Annotated in this window: 15 protein-coding genes; 6 read left to right on the forward strand and 9 right to left on the reverse strand. The window is 55.3% G+C overall.

The genetic code is table 11. The features are described 5' to 3' along the window. Positions 1–26 precede the first annotated feature (26 nt). The 5 genes from sirB1 to hemA are packed head-to-tail and all read right to left on the reverse strand — an operon-like array spanning position 27 to position 4,439. Entirely contained in the window at positions 27–836 is an 810-nt protein-coding gene (sirB1, locus tag NI40_RS13020; protein ID WP_023312124.1) for an invasion regulator SirB1, read from the reverse strand. Positions 837–839: 3 nt separating this feature from the next. Then, complete coding sequence (gene sirB2 / locus NI40_RS13025; RefSeq protein WP_039263588.1) at positions 840–1,232, reverse strand: invasion regulator SirB2; 393 nt, start codon at positions 1,230–1,232, stop codon at positions 840–842. After that, the gene (gene prmC / locus NI40_RS13030) at positions 1,229–2,059 is read right to left on the reverse strand and encodes a peptide chain release factor N(5)-glutamine methyltransferase (protein WP_039263589.1); all 831 of its coding nucleotides are present in this window, start codon (positions 2,057–2,059) and stop codon (positions 1,229–1,231) included. The genes sirB2 and prmC overlap by 4 nt, the downstream gene beginning before the upstream one ends. Then, positions 2,059–3,141, reverse strand: a complete 1,083-nt coding sequence (gene prfA / locus NI40_RS13035) for a peptide chain release factor 1 (RefSeq protein WP_039263590.1) — start codon at positions 3,139–3,141, stop codon at positions 2,059–2,061. The genes prmC and prfA overlap by 1 nt, the downstream gene beginning before the upstream one ends. 41 nt (positions 3,142–3,182) lie before the next feature. Beyond that, a complete protein-coding gene (gene hemA / locus NI40_RS13040; RefSeq protein WP_023335999.1) occupies positions 3,183–4,439 on the reverse strand; it encodes a glutamyl-tRNA reductase in 1,257 nt (418 codons plus the stop codon). Positions 4,440–4,640: 201 nt separating this feature from the next. On the opposite strand from hemA, the gene lolB reads away from it, so the two are divergent. The 4 genes from lolB to dauA all read left to right on the forward strand — a co-directional run bounded on the left by lolB (position 4,641) and on the right by dauA (position 8,995). After that, positions 4,641–5,252, forward strand: coding sequence for a lipoprotein insertase outer membrane protein LolB (gene lolB, locus NI40_RS13045; protein ID WP_039263591.1), 612 nt, complete (start codon positions 4,641–4,643; stop codon positions 5,250–5,252). After that, positions 5,249–6,118 carry a 4-(cytidine 5'-diphospho)-2-C-methyl-D-erythritol kinase gene (ispE, locus tag NI40_RS13050; RefSeq protein WP_033145776.1) on the forward strand — a complete coding sequence of 290 codons (870 nt, stop codon included), beginning with the start codon at positions 5,249–5,251 and terminating at the stop codon, positions 6,116–6,118. The genes lolB and ispE overlap by 4 nt, the downstream gene beginning before the upstream one ends. 125 nt (positions 6,119–6,243) lie before the next feature. Beyond that, positions 6,244–7,191 (forward strand): ribose-phosphate diphosphokinase, encoded by a 948-nt coding sequence (gene prs, locus NI40_RS13055; protein WP_003856663.1) that lies wholly within the window; start codon positions 6,244–6,246, stop codon positions 7,189–7,191. 124 nt (positions 7,192–7,315) lie between these two features. Further along, positions 7,316–8,995, forward strand: a complete 1,680-nt coding sequence (gene dauA, locus NI40_RS13060) for a C4-dicarboxylic acid transporter DauA (RefSeq protein WP_039263592.1) — start codon at positions 7,316–7,318, stop codon at positions 8,993–8,995. Here the strand turns inward: dauA and NI40_RS13065 are convergent. Together NI40_RS13065 and ychH are read right to left on the reverse strand one after the other, a co-directional pair. Then, complete coding sequence (locus NI40_RS13065) at positions 8,981–10,039, reverse strand: MerR family transcriptional regulator (RefSeq protein ID WP_039263593.1); 1,059 nt, start codon at positions 10,037–10,039, stop codon at positions 8,981–8,983. The two genes, dauA and NI40_RS13065, sit on opposite strands and share 15 nt — an antisense overlap. A gap of 120 nt (positions 10,040–10,159) precedes the next feature. Beyond that, positions 10,160–10,435 (reverse strand): stress-induced protein YchH, encoded by a 276-nt coding sequence (ychH, locus tag NI40_RS13070; RefSeq protein WP_039263594.1) that lies wholly within the window; start codon positions 10,433–10,435, stop codon positions 10,160–10,162. A 274-nt stretch (positions 10,436–10,709) separates the two neighbouring features. On the opposite strand from ychH, the gene pth reads away from it, so the two are divergent. After that, positions 10,710–11,294 carry an aminoacyl-tRNA hydrolase gene (gene pth / locus NI40_RS13075; RefSeq protein ID WP_023336005.1) on the forward strand — a complete coding sequence of 195 codons (585 nt, stop codon included), beginning with the start codon at positions 10,710–10,712 and terminating at the stop codon, positions 11,292–11,294. A 126-nt stretch (positions 11,295–11,420) separates the two neighbouring features. After that, positions 11,421–12,515 (forward strand): redox-regulated ATPase YchF, encoded by a 1,095-nt coding sequence (ychF, locus tag NI40_RS13080; protein WP_010432886.1) that lies wholly within the window; start codon positions 11,421–11,423, stop codon positions 12,513–12,515. A gap of 53 nt (positions 12,516–12,568) precedes the next feature. Here ychF and NI40_RS13085 read toward each other — a convergent pair whose 3' ends face one another. Together NI40_RS13085 and NI40_RS13090 are read right to left on the reverse strand one after the other, a co-directional pair. Then, positions 12,569–12,862, reverse strand: coding sequence for a YciI family protein (locus NI40_RS13085; RefSeq protein ID WP_039263595.1), 294 nt, complete (start codon positions 12,860–12,862; stop codon positions 12,569–12,571). Positions 12,863–13,255: 393 nt separating this feature from the next. Then, positions 13,256–13,774: a hypothetical protein gene (locus NI40_RS13090; RefSeq protein WP_039263596.1), complete on the reverse strand. Its 519-nt coding sequence runs from the start codon at positions 13,772–13,774 to the stop codon at positions 13,256–13,258. Positions 13,775–13,777 lie beyond the last annotated feature (3 nt).

Here is a 13,777-nt window from a genome sequence, read left to right on the forward strand (position 1 = left end):
TATTCAGGTGTGAATCGGAATTAAGATTAATGCAGTGTAATTTGTTTGTGCGAGATCGCGTTGATCTGCGCACGAATCATTTCGCTAATAGGGTCTTCCGGACACTGCTCAACGAAATAATTCAAATCATTCAGCGCCACGTGTTCACAGTCGAGCTGCGCGTAGATCAGCCCACGATCGCGAATTTCGTAGGGATCTTCCGGGTTGAACTGCAGCAACACTTCGCTGGCGCGCAACGCCAGCTCCATCTGACGCTCTTCCATTAACGCAGACTTCAGCGTATCCAGCAGCTTGCGAATGACCTCGGCGTTATCCGCCTCGTCGAGATCTTCGTTGAAGAGCTCAGCCACCGGGCTGATATTGCCTTTCAGCCACACGTCCAGCGTATGTTCATCCAGCGTGTCGCCGTTGAAGGGATTAATGAGCCACATTTCGCCGTCCAGCCACTCAGCGCGCAGGATCATCTGCGTCGGAAAAATGACCGGGACCAGCGGAATATCCAGACGGTGCGCGACCCACAGCAAAATAGAGCCCAGCGCCACGGCGCTGCCCTGACGATTTTTTAAGACCTGGTCCAGCCATAACGCGTCAGACAGGCGATACACGCCCCGCGTGTCGCAGAAACCCCATTCGCCGTAGAAAAGCTCCAGCAGCTTCTCTAATTGCCAGTCTTGCGGGCGAGCCTGATTAATCTCTTCACGCGCCAGGCTGACCAGATTCTCCAGCTCATCGTAGACAAACTGCGACGTAAAATCGTCGCGAATCATCTCGGAAATCAGGATCATGCCATCGCAAAGCGGCACTTTATTAAATTCGAAATCGGCTAAGGACCTCATGACTTACCCCAGTAACGGTATTCTTGTGGTGGCGAGTTTAATGATGATGTACAGCACCACCAGACCCAGCAGAAAGGCGATAAACCCGACCTGCTGGCTGCGCGGACGACGACGCCCAAGCGCGATAAAACCCAAAACGATGTAGATGATAACGCCAAACAGCTTTTCAGTCAGCCATGCACCTTTATCAGTAAATGGCAGATAGCCGGTCTTCAACATGAGTCCGGCGCCGGAAAGGAGCAATAGCGTGTCGATGCAGTGCGGCGCGATACGCACCCAGCGGGCATCCATCAGCGGATTGTTGCTGTAGCGCCACCAGTAACGGACGATGAAAAAGCTGACGGTTAGCGCAACGGAAATGAGGTGGACGGTAATGAGCACGGTAAACAGGCTCATAGCCACTGCCCCAGCGTCAGGCGTTCGTTGCCGCCGTAGTCGCGGCAGGTTTCGACAGCGGCGTAGCCAGCTTGCGTAAACAGTGCCCGAACGGCCTCTCCCTGCGTCCAGCCATGTTCCACGAGCAGCCAGCCGCCGGGAAGCAAATGTTCCCGTGACATTGTCACAATGTGTTCGAGATCGGCTAATCCCGCGTTGGCGGCCACGAGCGCCGTCAGCGGTTCGAAGCGCACGTCTCCCTGCGCAAGGTGCGGGTCATGTTCGTCGATATAGGGAGGATTGCTGACAATCATCGCAAATGAGCGATTCTCCAGCGCGGCAAACCAGCTGCTTTGCAGCACCGTCACGTTGCGAAGCCCGAGACGTTCCACGTTACGCTGCGCCAGCGCCACCGCGTCGGACATCACATCCACCGCCGTTACCGCGCAGTCGGGCCGCTCGGTGGCCAGCGCCAGCGCGATAGCCCCGGTGCCGGTACCGAGATCGAGAATGCAGCAGGCCGCCGCCGGTAAACGCGCCAGCGCCTGCTCCACCAGACACTCGGTGTCCGGACGCGGGATCAGCGTCGCCGCCGAGACGTACAGCGGTAACGACCAGAACTCACGCTCACCGACAAGGTGCGCCACCGGCTCGCCGGTTTTACGGCGGGCAAGTAGCGCGGCGAGCTGCGCTTCCTGTTCCGCCGTCAGTTCGGTTTCGCCAAAAGCCAGCAGATAGGTGCGGGCTTTACCCGTCACATGCTCAAGCAAAATTTCGGCGTCGCGTTTCGGGCTTTCGCTTTCTGAAAGCTCATCGGCCGCCTGACGTAACCAGCGCTGAAAATCCATTATTCCTGCTCGGACAGCGCCGCCAGCTGGTCGGCCTGGTATTCCTGCACGATAGGCTCGATCAGCATATCCAGCTTCCCTTCCATTACCTCGTCCAGACGGTACAGCGTCAGGTTGATGCGGTGATCGGTTACGCGCCCCTGCGGGAAGTTATAGGTGCGGTTACGGTCGCTGCGATCGCCGCTGCCCAGCAGGTTACGGCGCGTAGACGCTTCCGCCTGCTGGCGTTTCGCCATTTCGGCTGCGTGGATACGCGCGCCCAGCACGGACAACGCTTTGGCTTTGTTTTTGTGCTGCGAACGCTCGTCCTGACATTCAACGACGATGCCTGTCGGCAGGTGGGTAATACGGATGGCGGAATCGGTGGTGTTAACGTGCTGACCGCCCGCGCCAGAGGAGCGGAACGTATCAATACGCAGGTCTGCAGGATTGATGTCCGGTAGTTCAGCTTCCGGCAGCTCCGGCATCACCGCAACCGTACAGGCGGAGGTGTGAATGCGGCCCTGAGATTCGGTGGCCGGCACGCGCTGCACGCGGTGACCGCCGGATTCAAACTTGAGACGACCGTACACGCCGTCGCCGCTGATCTTGGCGATAACCTCTTTGTAGCCACCATGTTCGCCTTCGTTGGCGCTCATGATCTCCACGCGCCAGCGACGCGATTCGGCGTAGCGGCTGTACATGCGGAACAGATCCCCGGCAAACAGCGCCGCTTCGTCACCGCCGGTACCGGCACGCACTTCCACAAACGCGTTACGCTCGTCGTCAGGATCTTTCGGCAGCAGAAGCACCTGAAGCTGCTGCTCCATCTCTTCAGAACGCGCTTTCGCATCCTGCAACTCTTCCTGCGCCATCTCGCGCATTTCAGGATCGTCGAGCATCATCTGCGCGGTTTCGATATCTTCCTGAACCCGTCGCCAGTCGGTAAAGCATTTAGAAACATCACTTAACTGCGCGTATTCACGCGAGAGCGCGCGAAAACGTTCCTGGTCCGCAATGGTCCCGGCATCCCCGAGCAGCGCCTGTACTTCTTCATGGCGCTCGTGCAGAGCTTCCAGTTTAGCGACGATAGAAGGCTTCATAGGCGTAAGTGCACCTTGTCTTAGAAAATGGGTATAGGGCGCTATTCCAGCCCGAGGCTGTTGCGCAGAATAGTCAGGCGTTCATCATCCCCGTCACGGGCAGCCTGCTGAAGAGATTTGGTTGGTGCATGGATCAGGCGGTTGGTCAGTTTCCACGCCAGATCCTGCATAATCGCATTTGCGTCGCCGCCCTGTTCAAGGGCTGCTAACGCTTTGGCAGTCAGGTCATCACGCACCTGCTCCGCCTGCCCGCGGTACTCGCGGATGGTCTCGCTGACGCTTTGCGCGCGCAGCCAGGCCATAAACTCACTGGTTTCCTGCTCAACGATGGTTTCCGCCTGAACTGCCGCCGCTTTACGCTGGGCAAGGTTGTGCGAAATGATGCTTTGCAGATCATCCACGCTGTAGAGATAGGCATTAGGCAGCTTTCCCACTTCCGGCTCAACATCGCGCGGGACGGCGATATCCACCAGCAGCATCGGCTGATTACGGCGGGACTTCAGCGCACGCTCCACCATCCCTTTTCCGATAATCGGCAGCGGGCTGGCGGTAGAGCTGATAATAATGTCCGCCTCTTTCAGGCGTTCATCGATGTCGCTCAGGGCAACCACCTCTGCACCCACTTCATCTGCCAGCACCTGCGCGCGTTCGCGGGTTCGGTTAGCGATAATCATCTTTTTCACTTTATGCTCGCGCAGATGGCGCGCCACAAGTTCGATGGTTTCGCCCGCCCCCACCAGCATCACGGTGACGGTAGAAAGGGATTCAAAGATTTGGCGTGCAAGGGTGCAGGCCGCGAAAGCAACAGAAACCGCACTGGCACCAATGTCGGTTTCGGTTCGCACACGCTTCGCCACGGAGAACGACTTCTGGAACATGCGCTCCAGCTCGCTGGCCTTTAGATGCCCTTTTTGCGAATCTGCAAAGGCTTTTTTCACCTGACCCAGAATTTGCGGCTCGCCCAGCACCAGCGAATCCAGCCCGCTGGCGACGCGCATCAGATGGCTGACGGCATCGTTGTCCTGATGCCAGTACAGACTGTTGCGCAGCTCGTCTTCATTGAGGTTGTGGTAGTCACATAGCCAGCGGATCAGCGCTTCGTGCAGGTTGTCCTGCTCTTCCACGCTTAAATACAGCTCGGTACGGTTGCACGTCGAGAGCACCACGCCACCCTGCACCATAGGCTGTGCAAGCAGGCTGTCCAGCGCCAGGTCAAGCGTATCCGGCGAAAACGTCACGCGTTCTCGCAGCGAAACCGGAGCCGTTTTGTGGTTGATGCCGAGTGCTAATAGGGTCATGTTGAGCGGGAGTAGTACCAGCGTTAATAAGGTTAGCAGAACGCATCATACAGGATGCGCGAGATCAATAAAAGGGACTGCCTCCTTTCGGAGTAATAGGTTACACAACCCTTTGAGATAATTTGAACGTAGACGGTAGCCCCCTTCGACGCTAGCATTAACAGTTATAACTGCAACGTATCTCAAGGATTTGTCCTCATTATGACCCGACTGATTCGCCTGCTGCCGCTGGCAGCACTGGTTCTGACCGCGTGTACCGTCACCCAACCAAAAGGCCCGGGCAAAAGCCCTGATTCACCGCAGTGGCGTCAGCACCAGCAGGACGTCCGTAATTTGAACCAGTACCAGACCCGCGGCGCTTTCGCTTATCTCTCTGACGAACAAAAGGTTTATGCCCGCTTCTTCTGGCAGCAGACGGGGCAGGACAACTACCGCCTGCTGCTGCTGAACCCGCTGGGCAGCACCGAACTGGAGCTTATCGCCAAACCGGGCGAAGCGCAGATCACCGATAACAAAGGCCAGCACTATACCGCGACCGATGCCGAAGAGATGATTGGCAAGCTGACCGGGATGCCTATCCCGCTCAACAGCCTGCGCCAGTGGATCCTTGGCCTGCCGGGTGAGGCAAATGACTACACCCTTGACGACCAGTACCGTCTGAGCCAGGTGAACTACACCCAGAACGGTAAAACCTGGAAAGTGGTGTACAGCGCCTATGACAGCAAGAGTAAACCGTCGCTGCCATCGAATATGGAACTGACCCAGGGCAGCCAGCGCATCAAGCTGAAAATGGACAACTGGATCGTTAAATGATGACCCACTGGCCCTCTCCGGCAAAGCTGAACCTGTTTTTATACATCACCGGCCAGCGTGCTGACGGTTATCACACCCTGCAGACGCTGTTTCAGTTTATTGACTATGGCGACACGATCTCTATTGAACTGCGCCAGGACGGGCAGATTTGCCTGCTAACGCCGGTCGAAGGCGTGGCGCATGAGGACAACCTGATCGTGCGCGCCGCGCGTCTGCTGATGAAAGCCGCGGCGGAATCGGGCCGTCTGCCCGTGGGAAGCGGTGCGGATATCCGTATCGAGAAACGCCTGCCGATGGGCGGCGGTCTGGGCGGCGGCTCATCCAACGCCGCCACCGTGCTGGTTGCGCTGAACCACCTCTGGGGCTGCGGGCTGTCGAAGGACGAACTGGCAGCCCTGGGCCTGACGCTGGGGGCGGATGTCCCGGTGTTTGTGCGCGGTCATGCGGCCTTTGCTGAAGGCGTGGGTGAGATCCTCTCCCCGGCTGAACCGCCGGAGAAGTGGTATCTGGTTGCCCATCCTGGCGTGAGCATTCCGACGCCGGTCATCTTTAAAGATCCTGACCTGAAAAGGAATACCCCGGTTCGGTCAATAGAAACGTTATTAAATTGTGAATTCAGCAACGATTGCGAGGATATCGCAAGAAAACGTTTTCGCGAGGTTGATGCGGTGCTTTCCTGGCTGTTAGAATACGCGCCGTCGCGCCTGACTGGTACAGGAGCCTGTGTCTTTGCTGAATTTGACACCGAATCCGCCGCTCGTCAGGTGCTTGAGCAAGCGCCGGTTTGGCTGCATGGTTTTGTAGCACGCGGGATGAACACCTCCCCCCTACAGCAGACCATTCTGGCGCAGACTGAGTTTCGGTGACAACGTCACCCTGTTCCAGACGTTGCATCGCGCTCTTTAATACACCGCCTGGATAGCCTTCGCCTGGCCCGCACAGTTTGCGGCGAACGCTATCCACCACTGGACGCATGCCTGAGGTTCTTCTCGTGCCTGATATGAAGCTTTTTGCTGGTAACGCCACCCCGGAACTAGCACAACGTATTGCCAACCGCCTGTACACTTCCCTCGGCGACGCCGCTGTAGGTCGCTTTAGCGACGGCGAAGTCAGCGTACAAATTAACGAAAATGTACGCGGTGGTGATATTTTCATCATCCAGTCCACCTGTGCTCCAACAAACGACAACCTGATGGAATTGGTTGTTATGGTCGACGCCCTGCGTCGCGCTTCAGCAGGCCGTATCACTGCTGTAATCCCTTACTTCGGCTATGCCCGTCAGGACCGTCGCGTCCGTTCCGCGCGTGTACCAATTACCGCTAAAGTTGTCGCTGACTTCCTGTCCAGCGTCGGCGTTGACCGCGTACTGACCGTTGATCTGCACGCAGAGCAGATCCAGGGCTTCTTCGACGTCCCGGTTGATAACGTATTCGGCAGCCCAATTCTGCTGGAAGACATGCTGCAGCTGAACCTGGATAACCCAATCGTGGTTTCTCCGGACATCGGCGGCGTGGTACGTGCCCGCGCTATCGCTAAGCTGCTGAACGATACCGACATGGCGATCATCGACAAACGCCGTCCGCGCGCTAACGTTTCTCAGGTGATGCACATCATCGGTGACGTTGCTGGCCGTGACTGCGTGCTGGTTGACGACATGATCGATACCGGCGGTACGCTGTGTAAAGCAGCTGAAGCGCTGAAAGAGCGTGGTGCCAAGCGCGTGTTCGCTTACGCGACTCACCCGATCTTCTCCGGTAATGCGGTAAACAACCTGCGCAACTCCGTCATTGACGAAGTTGTAGTATGCGATACCATCCCACTGAGCGACGAGATCAAAGCACTGCCAAACGTGCGCACGTTGACCCTGTCCGGGATGCTGGCCGAAGCGATTCGTCGTATCAGCAACGAAGAATCCATCTCAGCAATGTTCGAACACTAATCGAACACGGCCGAAAAACCCGCTGCGGCGGGTTTTTTTGTCTCCGGGTTTTATTTGTATGATTAATGCCTCCTTCACCTGCCATTCACATGACAGATGATGCGCATACGGATGATAGATAATTGTGAAAAACGTAGCCTCCTCACATGTTCTGCCCTTTCGCGCCCTCATCGACGCCTGCTGGAAAGAGAAGTACACCTCGTCACGCTTTGTCCGTGACCTGATTGCCGGGATCACCGTCGGCATTATCGCCATCCCGCTGGCGATGGCGCTGGCGATTGGCAGCGGCGTTGCGCCGCAGTACGGTCTGTACACCTCGGCCGTTGCCGGGATAGTCATTGCCCTGACGGGCGGCTCGCGCTTCAGCGTCTCCGGCCCGACCGCCGCCTTCGTGGTGATCCTCTACCCGGTTTCGCAGCAGTTTGGTCTGGCAGGCCTGCTGGTCGCCACTCTGATGTCCGGCGTCTTTTTGATTCTGTTTGGTCTGGCCCGCTTTGGTCGCCTGATTGAATATATTCCCCTTTCCGTGACGCTGGGATTCACATCGGGGATTGGTATCACCATCGGAACCATGCAGATCAAGGATTTCCTCGGCCTGCAGATGCCCCACGTACCGGAGCACTACCTGCAAAAAGTGGGGGCGCTGTTTATGGCGCTGCCGACGGCCAACCTGGGCGACGCCGCCATCGGGATTGTGACGCTGGGCACGCTGATCGTCTGGCCTCGCCTCGGTATTCGTCTGCCGGGCCATCTGCCCGCGCTGCTGTTGGGCTGCGCGGTGATGGCGATCGTCAATATGTTCGGTGGTCACGTCGCGACTATCGGCTCGCAGTTCCACTATATTCTGGCGGACGGCTCACAGGGTAGCGGCATTCCGCAACTGCTACCGCAGCTGGTGCTACCGTGGGACATGCCCGGCTCCAGCTTTACCCTAAGCTGGGATTCCCTGCGCGCCCTGCTTCCCGCCGCGTTCTCTATGGCAATGCTGGGGGCGATTGAATCCCTGCTCTGCGCCGTCGTTCTGGACGGCATGACCGGCACCAAGCACAAAGCCAACAGCGAACTGGTCGGTCAGGGATTAGGCAACCTCGTCGCGCCGTTCTTCGGCGGTATTACCGCAACGGCAGCCATCGCCCGTTCTGCGGCCAACGTGCGCGCGGGGGCAACCTCACCGGTTTCGGCGGTTATCCACTCCGTGCTGGTGATCCTCGCCCTGCTGATCCTCGCCCCGCTGCTCTCCTGGCTACCGCTTTCCGCCATGGCCGCCCTGCTGCTGATGGTGGCCTGGAACATGAGCGAGGCGCACAAGGTGGTGAACCTGCTGCGTCGCGCGCCGAAAGACGACATCATCGTGATGCTGATATGCATGTCGCTGACCGTGCTGTTCGATATGGTTATCGCCATCAGCGTCGGGATCGTGCTTGCTTCCCTGCTGTTTATGCGCCGTATCGCGCAGATGACGCGCCTTTCCCCTGTTAACGTCGAGGTGCCTGACGATGTGCTGGTGCTGCGCGTGATTGGCCCACTGTTCTTCGCGGCGGCGGAAGGTCTGTTTAGCGATCTGGAGTCCCGCATCGCGGGCAAACGGATTGTGGTGCTGAAATGGGATGCCGTACCGGTACTGGATGCAGGCGGCCTGGATGCCTTCCAGCGCTTTGTGAAACGTCTGCCGGAAGGCTGCGAGCTGCGGGTGAGTAACCTGGAGTTTCAGCCGCTGCGCACCATGGCGCGCGCGGGTGTACAGCCGATCCCTGGCCGACTCTCCTTCTACCCTAACCGTGAAGCCGCGTTAGCGGATCTGTGAGTGACCTGATGCAGAGAAACGTCTCTGCATCATCACCCCGATCGCCTGCTGGAGCCATGCAAGCACGGCAGGCGTCATCCAGGTTCCTTTCATCAGGTGCGGCTCCTGCTGCATGGCAGTACGAAACTTTTGCTGAGTTTCCGGGTTCTTGCCCGCGTAAGACTGGAACAATGCCAGCCAGTTTTCAGCCAGCTTTTGCGCCTCCTCACAGGCAGGATCGGTATTTTCCCGCTGCGCCTGATGCAGTTTCGCCACCAGCGGCGGCCACTCCATCATGCGGTCAAAGTAGTGTGCCCGGGTAAAGGCCATCTCTTCGGCAGTGAGATACTTCTCCCATATGCAGAGCTTAGACTCAGCAAACGCGCGCGTGATGTAATCCGTCATCTCCGGCGTGATGCCGGTCTGCGCCTGCATCTGCGGTTCAACGCTGTGCATCTCGTTCAGCCGGGTGAGAAACTCCGGCTTGCCCGCCGTGTCCTGCTCAAGGCGCTCCATCCAGCGCGTCGCCAGATCCATCGCCCGGGCGTCAGTAGCGGGTATATGGTGCTCCAGCAGCGTGTTGGCCTCTGCAACCAGCCCTGACCAGATAGCCGTCAGCGCATCCTTCTGCACCGCAAACGGCAGCTGCTGTAACTCTTCTTTGCTAAACCAGCGATCGTACATATTCATTAACTCCAGAGTCTGTAGCCAGGATTCCAGATCCGGCGTCGCATCGTCGAGAAGCCCGGTTCGCAGCTCCACCAGCCGGTCGCGCAGCGTATGTATGCTGCGCAGCTGTTTATCCAGCAGCGTGATTTGCGCATCGAGTAACTCGGTTAACGACAGCGACTCCTGTTCCAGGAAATCCCTGATTTCAGCAAGTTCCAGCCCCGCTTTTGCCAGCGCCTGGATCATATGCAGACGCTGGACATCCGCCAGGTTGTAAAGCCGGTAACCTGCCGCGCTTCTGGCAGAAGGCAGCAACAACCCTGTTTGCTCATAGTGGTGCAATGTCCGCACGGTGATCCCGGCGCGTTTCGCCAGCTCACCCACCTGAATCAACATAACTGCTCCTTTTTCTTTGCCAGTGACGCCACTCTGGAGCCTTACGTTACGTGAGGGTCAACCCTTGATGCAAAAAAAACGACTCCCTCGGGAGCCGTTTCGGCGTTCTTTATCGTAGCACTAGCTGTGCTTATGCTGATCGCGACGACAGCGTTTGTCGTAGTGGCGCACCCACCAGTATTTATCGCAGACTTCCTCATGGCCGCTCACGCGCGCCCCGGCGAGCCACAATACCGCACCAACGAAGATACTCAATATCGCGCCGTGCGCGAAGTATTGCGGGAGGTCAATCTGAGGTAACTGGTTTAAAATGGAATAACCCACGCCGCCTACCATCACGAACAGCCCCAATCCCATCAGTACGTTACCGAGTAACGAAGCGTTTTTGCGTTTCATGTGTCACCTCCGGAACTTTGGGTTGTCAGGGGAAAAGCCCCTAATCCTTGTGTGTAAAGTATAGACAACGCCCCTTTTATGAGTTGCGTGAATGATCACAATTACAGATAAGTCCCAAACAAAAGTTTACAAATAAGACTTTGAACAGCTTGAAATTCTAATGGTTCAAATCAGAAATTATTCGTATTTCGCTAGGAAGATCGCAGAATTTTGTCAAGCGGCGCGACAGACAGTAAACTACGCGCCAGATCTGGAACCCATTAGGAATTGAATCGTGACGATTAAACTGATTGTCGGCCTCGCCAACCCCGGCGCAGAGTATGCGGCCACCCGCCACAACGCTGGGGCATGGTACGTCGATCTGCTGGCCGAGCGGTTACGTGCTCCCCTGCGTGAAGAACCTAAATTCTTCGGGTATACCTCACGTATCAACCTTGCTGGCGCGGATGTTCGCTTACTGGTGCCCACCACCTTTATGAACCTGAGTGGTAAAGCGGTGGCGGCAATGGCAACGTTTTATCGCATCAATCCGGATGAAATCCTGGTCGCACACGATGAGCTGGATCTCCCGCCCGGCGTGGCAAAATTCAAGCTGGGCGGCGGGCACGGCGGCCACAACGGCCTCAAAGACATCATCAGCAAGCTGGGCAATAACCCGAATTTCCACCGTTTGCGCGTAGGAATCGGCCATCCGGGCGATAAAAACAAAGTTGTCGGTTTCGTACTCGGTAAGCCCCCGGTTTCTGAGCAGAAACTGATTGACGAGGCGGTAGACGAAGCGGCGCGCTGCACTGAAATCTGGCTGAAAGATGGGTTAACCAAAGCGACAAACCGCTTACACGCTTTCAAAGCGCAATAATCCGCCCGATTCGGCTTTTTTACCGCGCGTCATGCGGGTTACGTGTATAATAGGCGTAGTTATTTACTTTTCATCAATCGGTTATCGTTAACGGATTGATTATCAAGATATTAAGGTGATTTAGAAATGGGATTCAAATGCGGTATCGTCGGTCTGCCAAACGTGGGCAAATCCACCCTGTTTAACGCGCTTACAAAAGCGGGTATCGAAGCGGCGAACTTCCCGTTCTGTACCATCGAACCTAACACCGGCGTTGTGCCAATGCCGGACCCGCGTCTGGACCAGCTCGCGGAAATCGTGAAGCCGCAGCGCATTCTGCCAACCACCATGGAATTCGTGGACATCGCGGGCCTGGTAAAAGGCGCGTCCAAAGGTGAAGGTCTGGGTAACCAGTTCCTGACCAACATTCGTGAAACCGAAGCGATCGGCCATGTTGTGCGCTGCTTCGAGAACGACAATATCATCCACGTTAACAACAAAGTGGATCCGGCTGACGACATCGACGTCATCAACACCGAGCTGGCGCTCTCTGACCTCGACACCTGCGAACGCGCGATTCACCGCGTGCAGAAGAAAGCCAAAGGCGGCGACAAGGACGCGAAAGCGGAACTGGCTGCGCTGGAAAAATGTCTGCCACAGCTGGAAAACGCGGGCATGCTGCGCGCGCTGAAAAACCTGACTGAAGAAGACAAGGCGGCGATCAAATACCTGAGCTTCCTGACCCTGAAGCCAACCATGTACATCGCCAACGTTAACGAAGACGGTTTTGAGAACAACCCGTACCTCGACAAAGTGCGTGAAATCGCGGCGGCTGAAGGTTCTGTGGTTGTGGCGGTTTGCGCTGCCGTTGAATCCGATATCGCTGAGCTGGACGACGCCGACCGTGAAGAGTTCATGGCCGAGTTGGGTCTGGAAGAGCCGGGCCTGAACCGCGTTATCCGCGCAGGCTATGAGCTGCTGAACCTGCAGACCTACTTCACCGCTGGGGTGAAGGAAGTGCGTGCGTGGACCATCCCTGTGGGTGCAACTGCGCCTCAGGCGGCTGGTAAAATTCACACCGACTTCGAGAAAGGCTTTATTCGTGCGCAGACCATCGCGTTTGAAGACTTCATCACCTACAAGGGTGAGCAAGGCGCGAAAGAAGCAGGCAAGATGCGTGCGGAAGGGAAAGATTATATCGTTAAAGATGGCGATGTAATGAACTTCCTGTTTAACGTCTGAGTCGTCTTGAATAAAAAAATCCACGCCCTGGCGTGGATTTTTTTATTGCGGGGTCAAAACACATTGTCTAAAAGTTCTGCCTTCATACTGGGTTCGAAGGGAATGATTTCGGCAGTCGCAAGCTTCAACGCCTGAAAAGGATCCTGGCGCAAGCGCTCTTCGAGAGAGACCAGACTCTCGCATTTAGCGAGTATGACTCCACCGGTTCTTGGGATCCGTCTACCCGATGCCAGAAATATCCCCTCTGCATACCCCTTTTTTAGCCACTCAACATGAGCAGGTATCGCTGCATCGATTTCATCGAGTGGTTTTATATAGGTCAAAATGACAATGTAAACCGTGGTCATCCTTTGCCTCTCAGCTAGGTTTTATGCCTTTTGTTGGAACTGCTTATGCAGCTCCTCTTTTGTCCCCCGGTATTGTTATAACGTTTATGTGTATTTTAATCTTAATAAGCGGGTCCGGATTGGGACAACACGTTATGCATCATAGGAAAAAACCAATCATGCCAGCCGTTTTTTACCGCATAGCTACAGACAATGACGACTTCCCTTGGAAGAGTGAGTGTTAAGCAATAAAAAAAGTCCCTTTAGGAGGTGCAGACAAATATACTTCTTCACAGATTGCATGGAAGTTTGTCAAAACGGCTGGTAACGGCTTTTTTCATTTAATACAAGGACTAATTAACGTGTTGAATCTAACATTACATAGTATAAAAATGATATGCCGAAAGTATATTTTTACCCTTTAGCGATCACAACGCTCCTATAATCTGTTTCATTTTTTATCCAGAACATTTCATCTTGAGGTAACGATCCATCACTGCAGAAATCAACAAGTTCGCCGAACCAACCATCAGGAACATATTTGTGGTAATGCATACTCTCAACATATTCAGAATATAATCGCTTACTTTCAAAGTCTATAAATAAATCCGGCATTAGATCATAAATATCCCACCAGGTTGTTTTTTCTGAAAGCCTATTGTAAAACGCCTCAGCTATATCATCCTTATCGTATAAATAACCATCTTTAATTAAGTTACCAATGAATATCTGTGCGTTTTTTTCATTTACTACTGGTATGTCATATCTTTCCTTATGGATATCCTGTAGGTTTATTTCCACCCCGTTTTTCACAAAATCGTCTATCCATTTAACTCTGTCCAAAACCCACATTTCTTTAAAGGCAACGAACCAATAAAATCTTCCTTCGTTCTTTACTATTACAAGGAGTTCATCATCTTTATTAACGTTCATATA

It is taken from the genome of Enterobacter sp. E20 (assembly GCF_000801755.2).
Lineage (GTDB): Bacteria > Pseudomonadota > Gammaproteobacteria > Enterobacterales > Enterobacteriaceae > Enterobacter > Enterobacter asburiae_B.

Coding starts and splice junctions, on each gene's coding strand:
- sirB2 (WP_039263588.1), bottom strand. CDS start 1,232: ATGAGCCTGTTTACCGTGCTCATTACCGTCCACCTCATTTCCGTTGCG.
- prmC (WP_039263589.1), bottom strand. CDS start 2,059: ATGGATTTTCAGCGCTGGTTACGTCAGGCGGCCGATGAGCTTTCAGAA.
- ispE (WP_033145776.1), top strand. CDS start 5,249: ATGATGACCCACTGGCCCTCTCCGGCAAAGCTGAACCTGTTTTTATAC.
- sirB1 (WP_023312124.1), bottom strand. CDS start 836: ATGAGGTCCTTAGCCGATTTCGAATTTAATAAAGTGCCGCTTTGCGAT.
- NI40_RS13090 (WP_039263596.1), bottom strand. CDS start 13,774: ATGAACGTTAATAAAGATGATGAACTCCTTGTAATAGTAAAGAACGAA.
- ychH (WP_039263594.1), bottom strand. CDS start 10,435: ATGAAACGCAAAAACGCTTCGTTACTCGGTAACGTACTGATGGGATTG.
- lolB (WP_039263591.1), top strand. CDS start 4,641: ATGACCCGACTGATTCGCCTGCTGCCGCTGGCAGCACTGGTTCTGACC.
- ychF (WP_010432886.1), top strand. CDS start 11,421: ATGGGATTCAAATGCGGTATCGTCGGTCTGCCAAACGTGGGCAAATCC.
- prfA (WP_039263590.1), bottom strand. CDS start 3,141: ATGAAGCCTTCTATCGTCGCTAAACTGGAAGCTCTGCACGAGCGCCAT.
- hemA (WP_023335999.1), bottom strand. CDS start 4,439: ATGACCCTATTAGCACTCGGCATCAACCACAAAACGGCTCCGGTTTCG.
- NI40_RS13065 (WP_039263593.1), bottom strand. CDS start 10,039: ATGTTGATTCAGGTGGGTGAGCTGGCGAAACGCGCCGGGATCACCGTG.
- NI40_RS13085 (WP_039263595.1), bottom strand. CDS start 12,862: ATGACCACGGTTTACATTGTCATTTTGACCTATATAAAACCACTCGAT.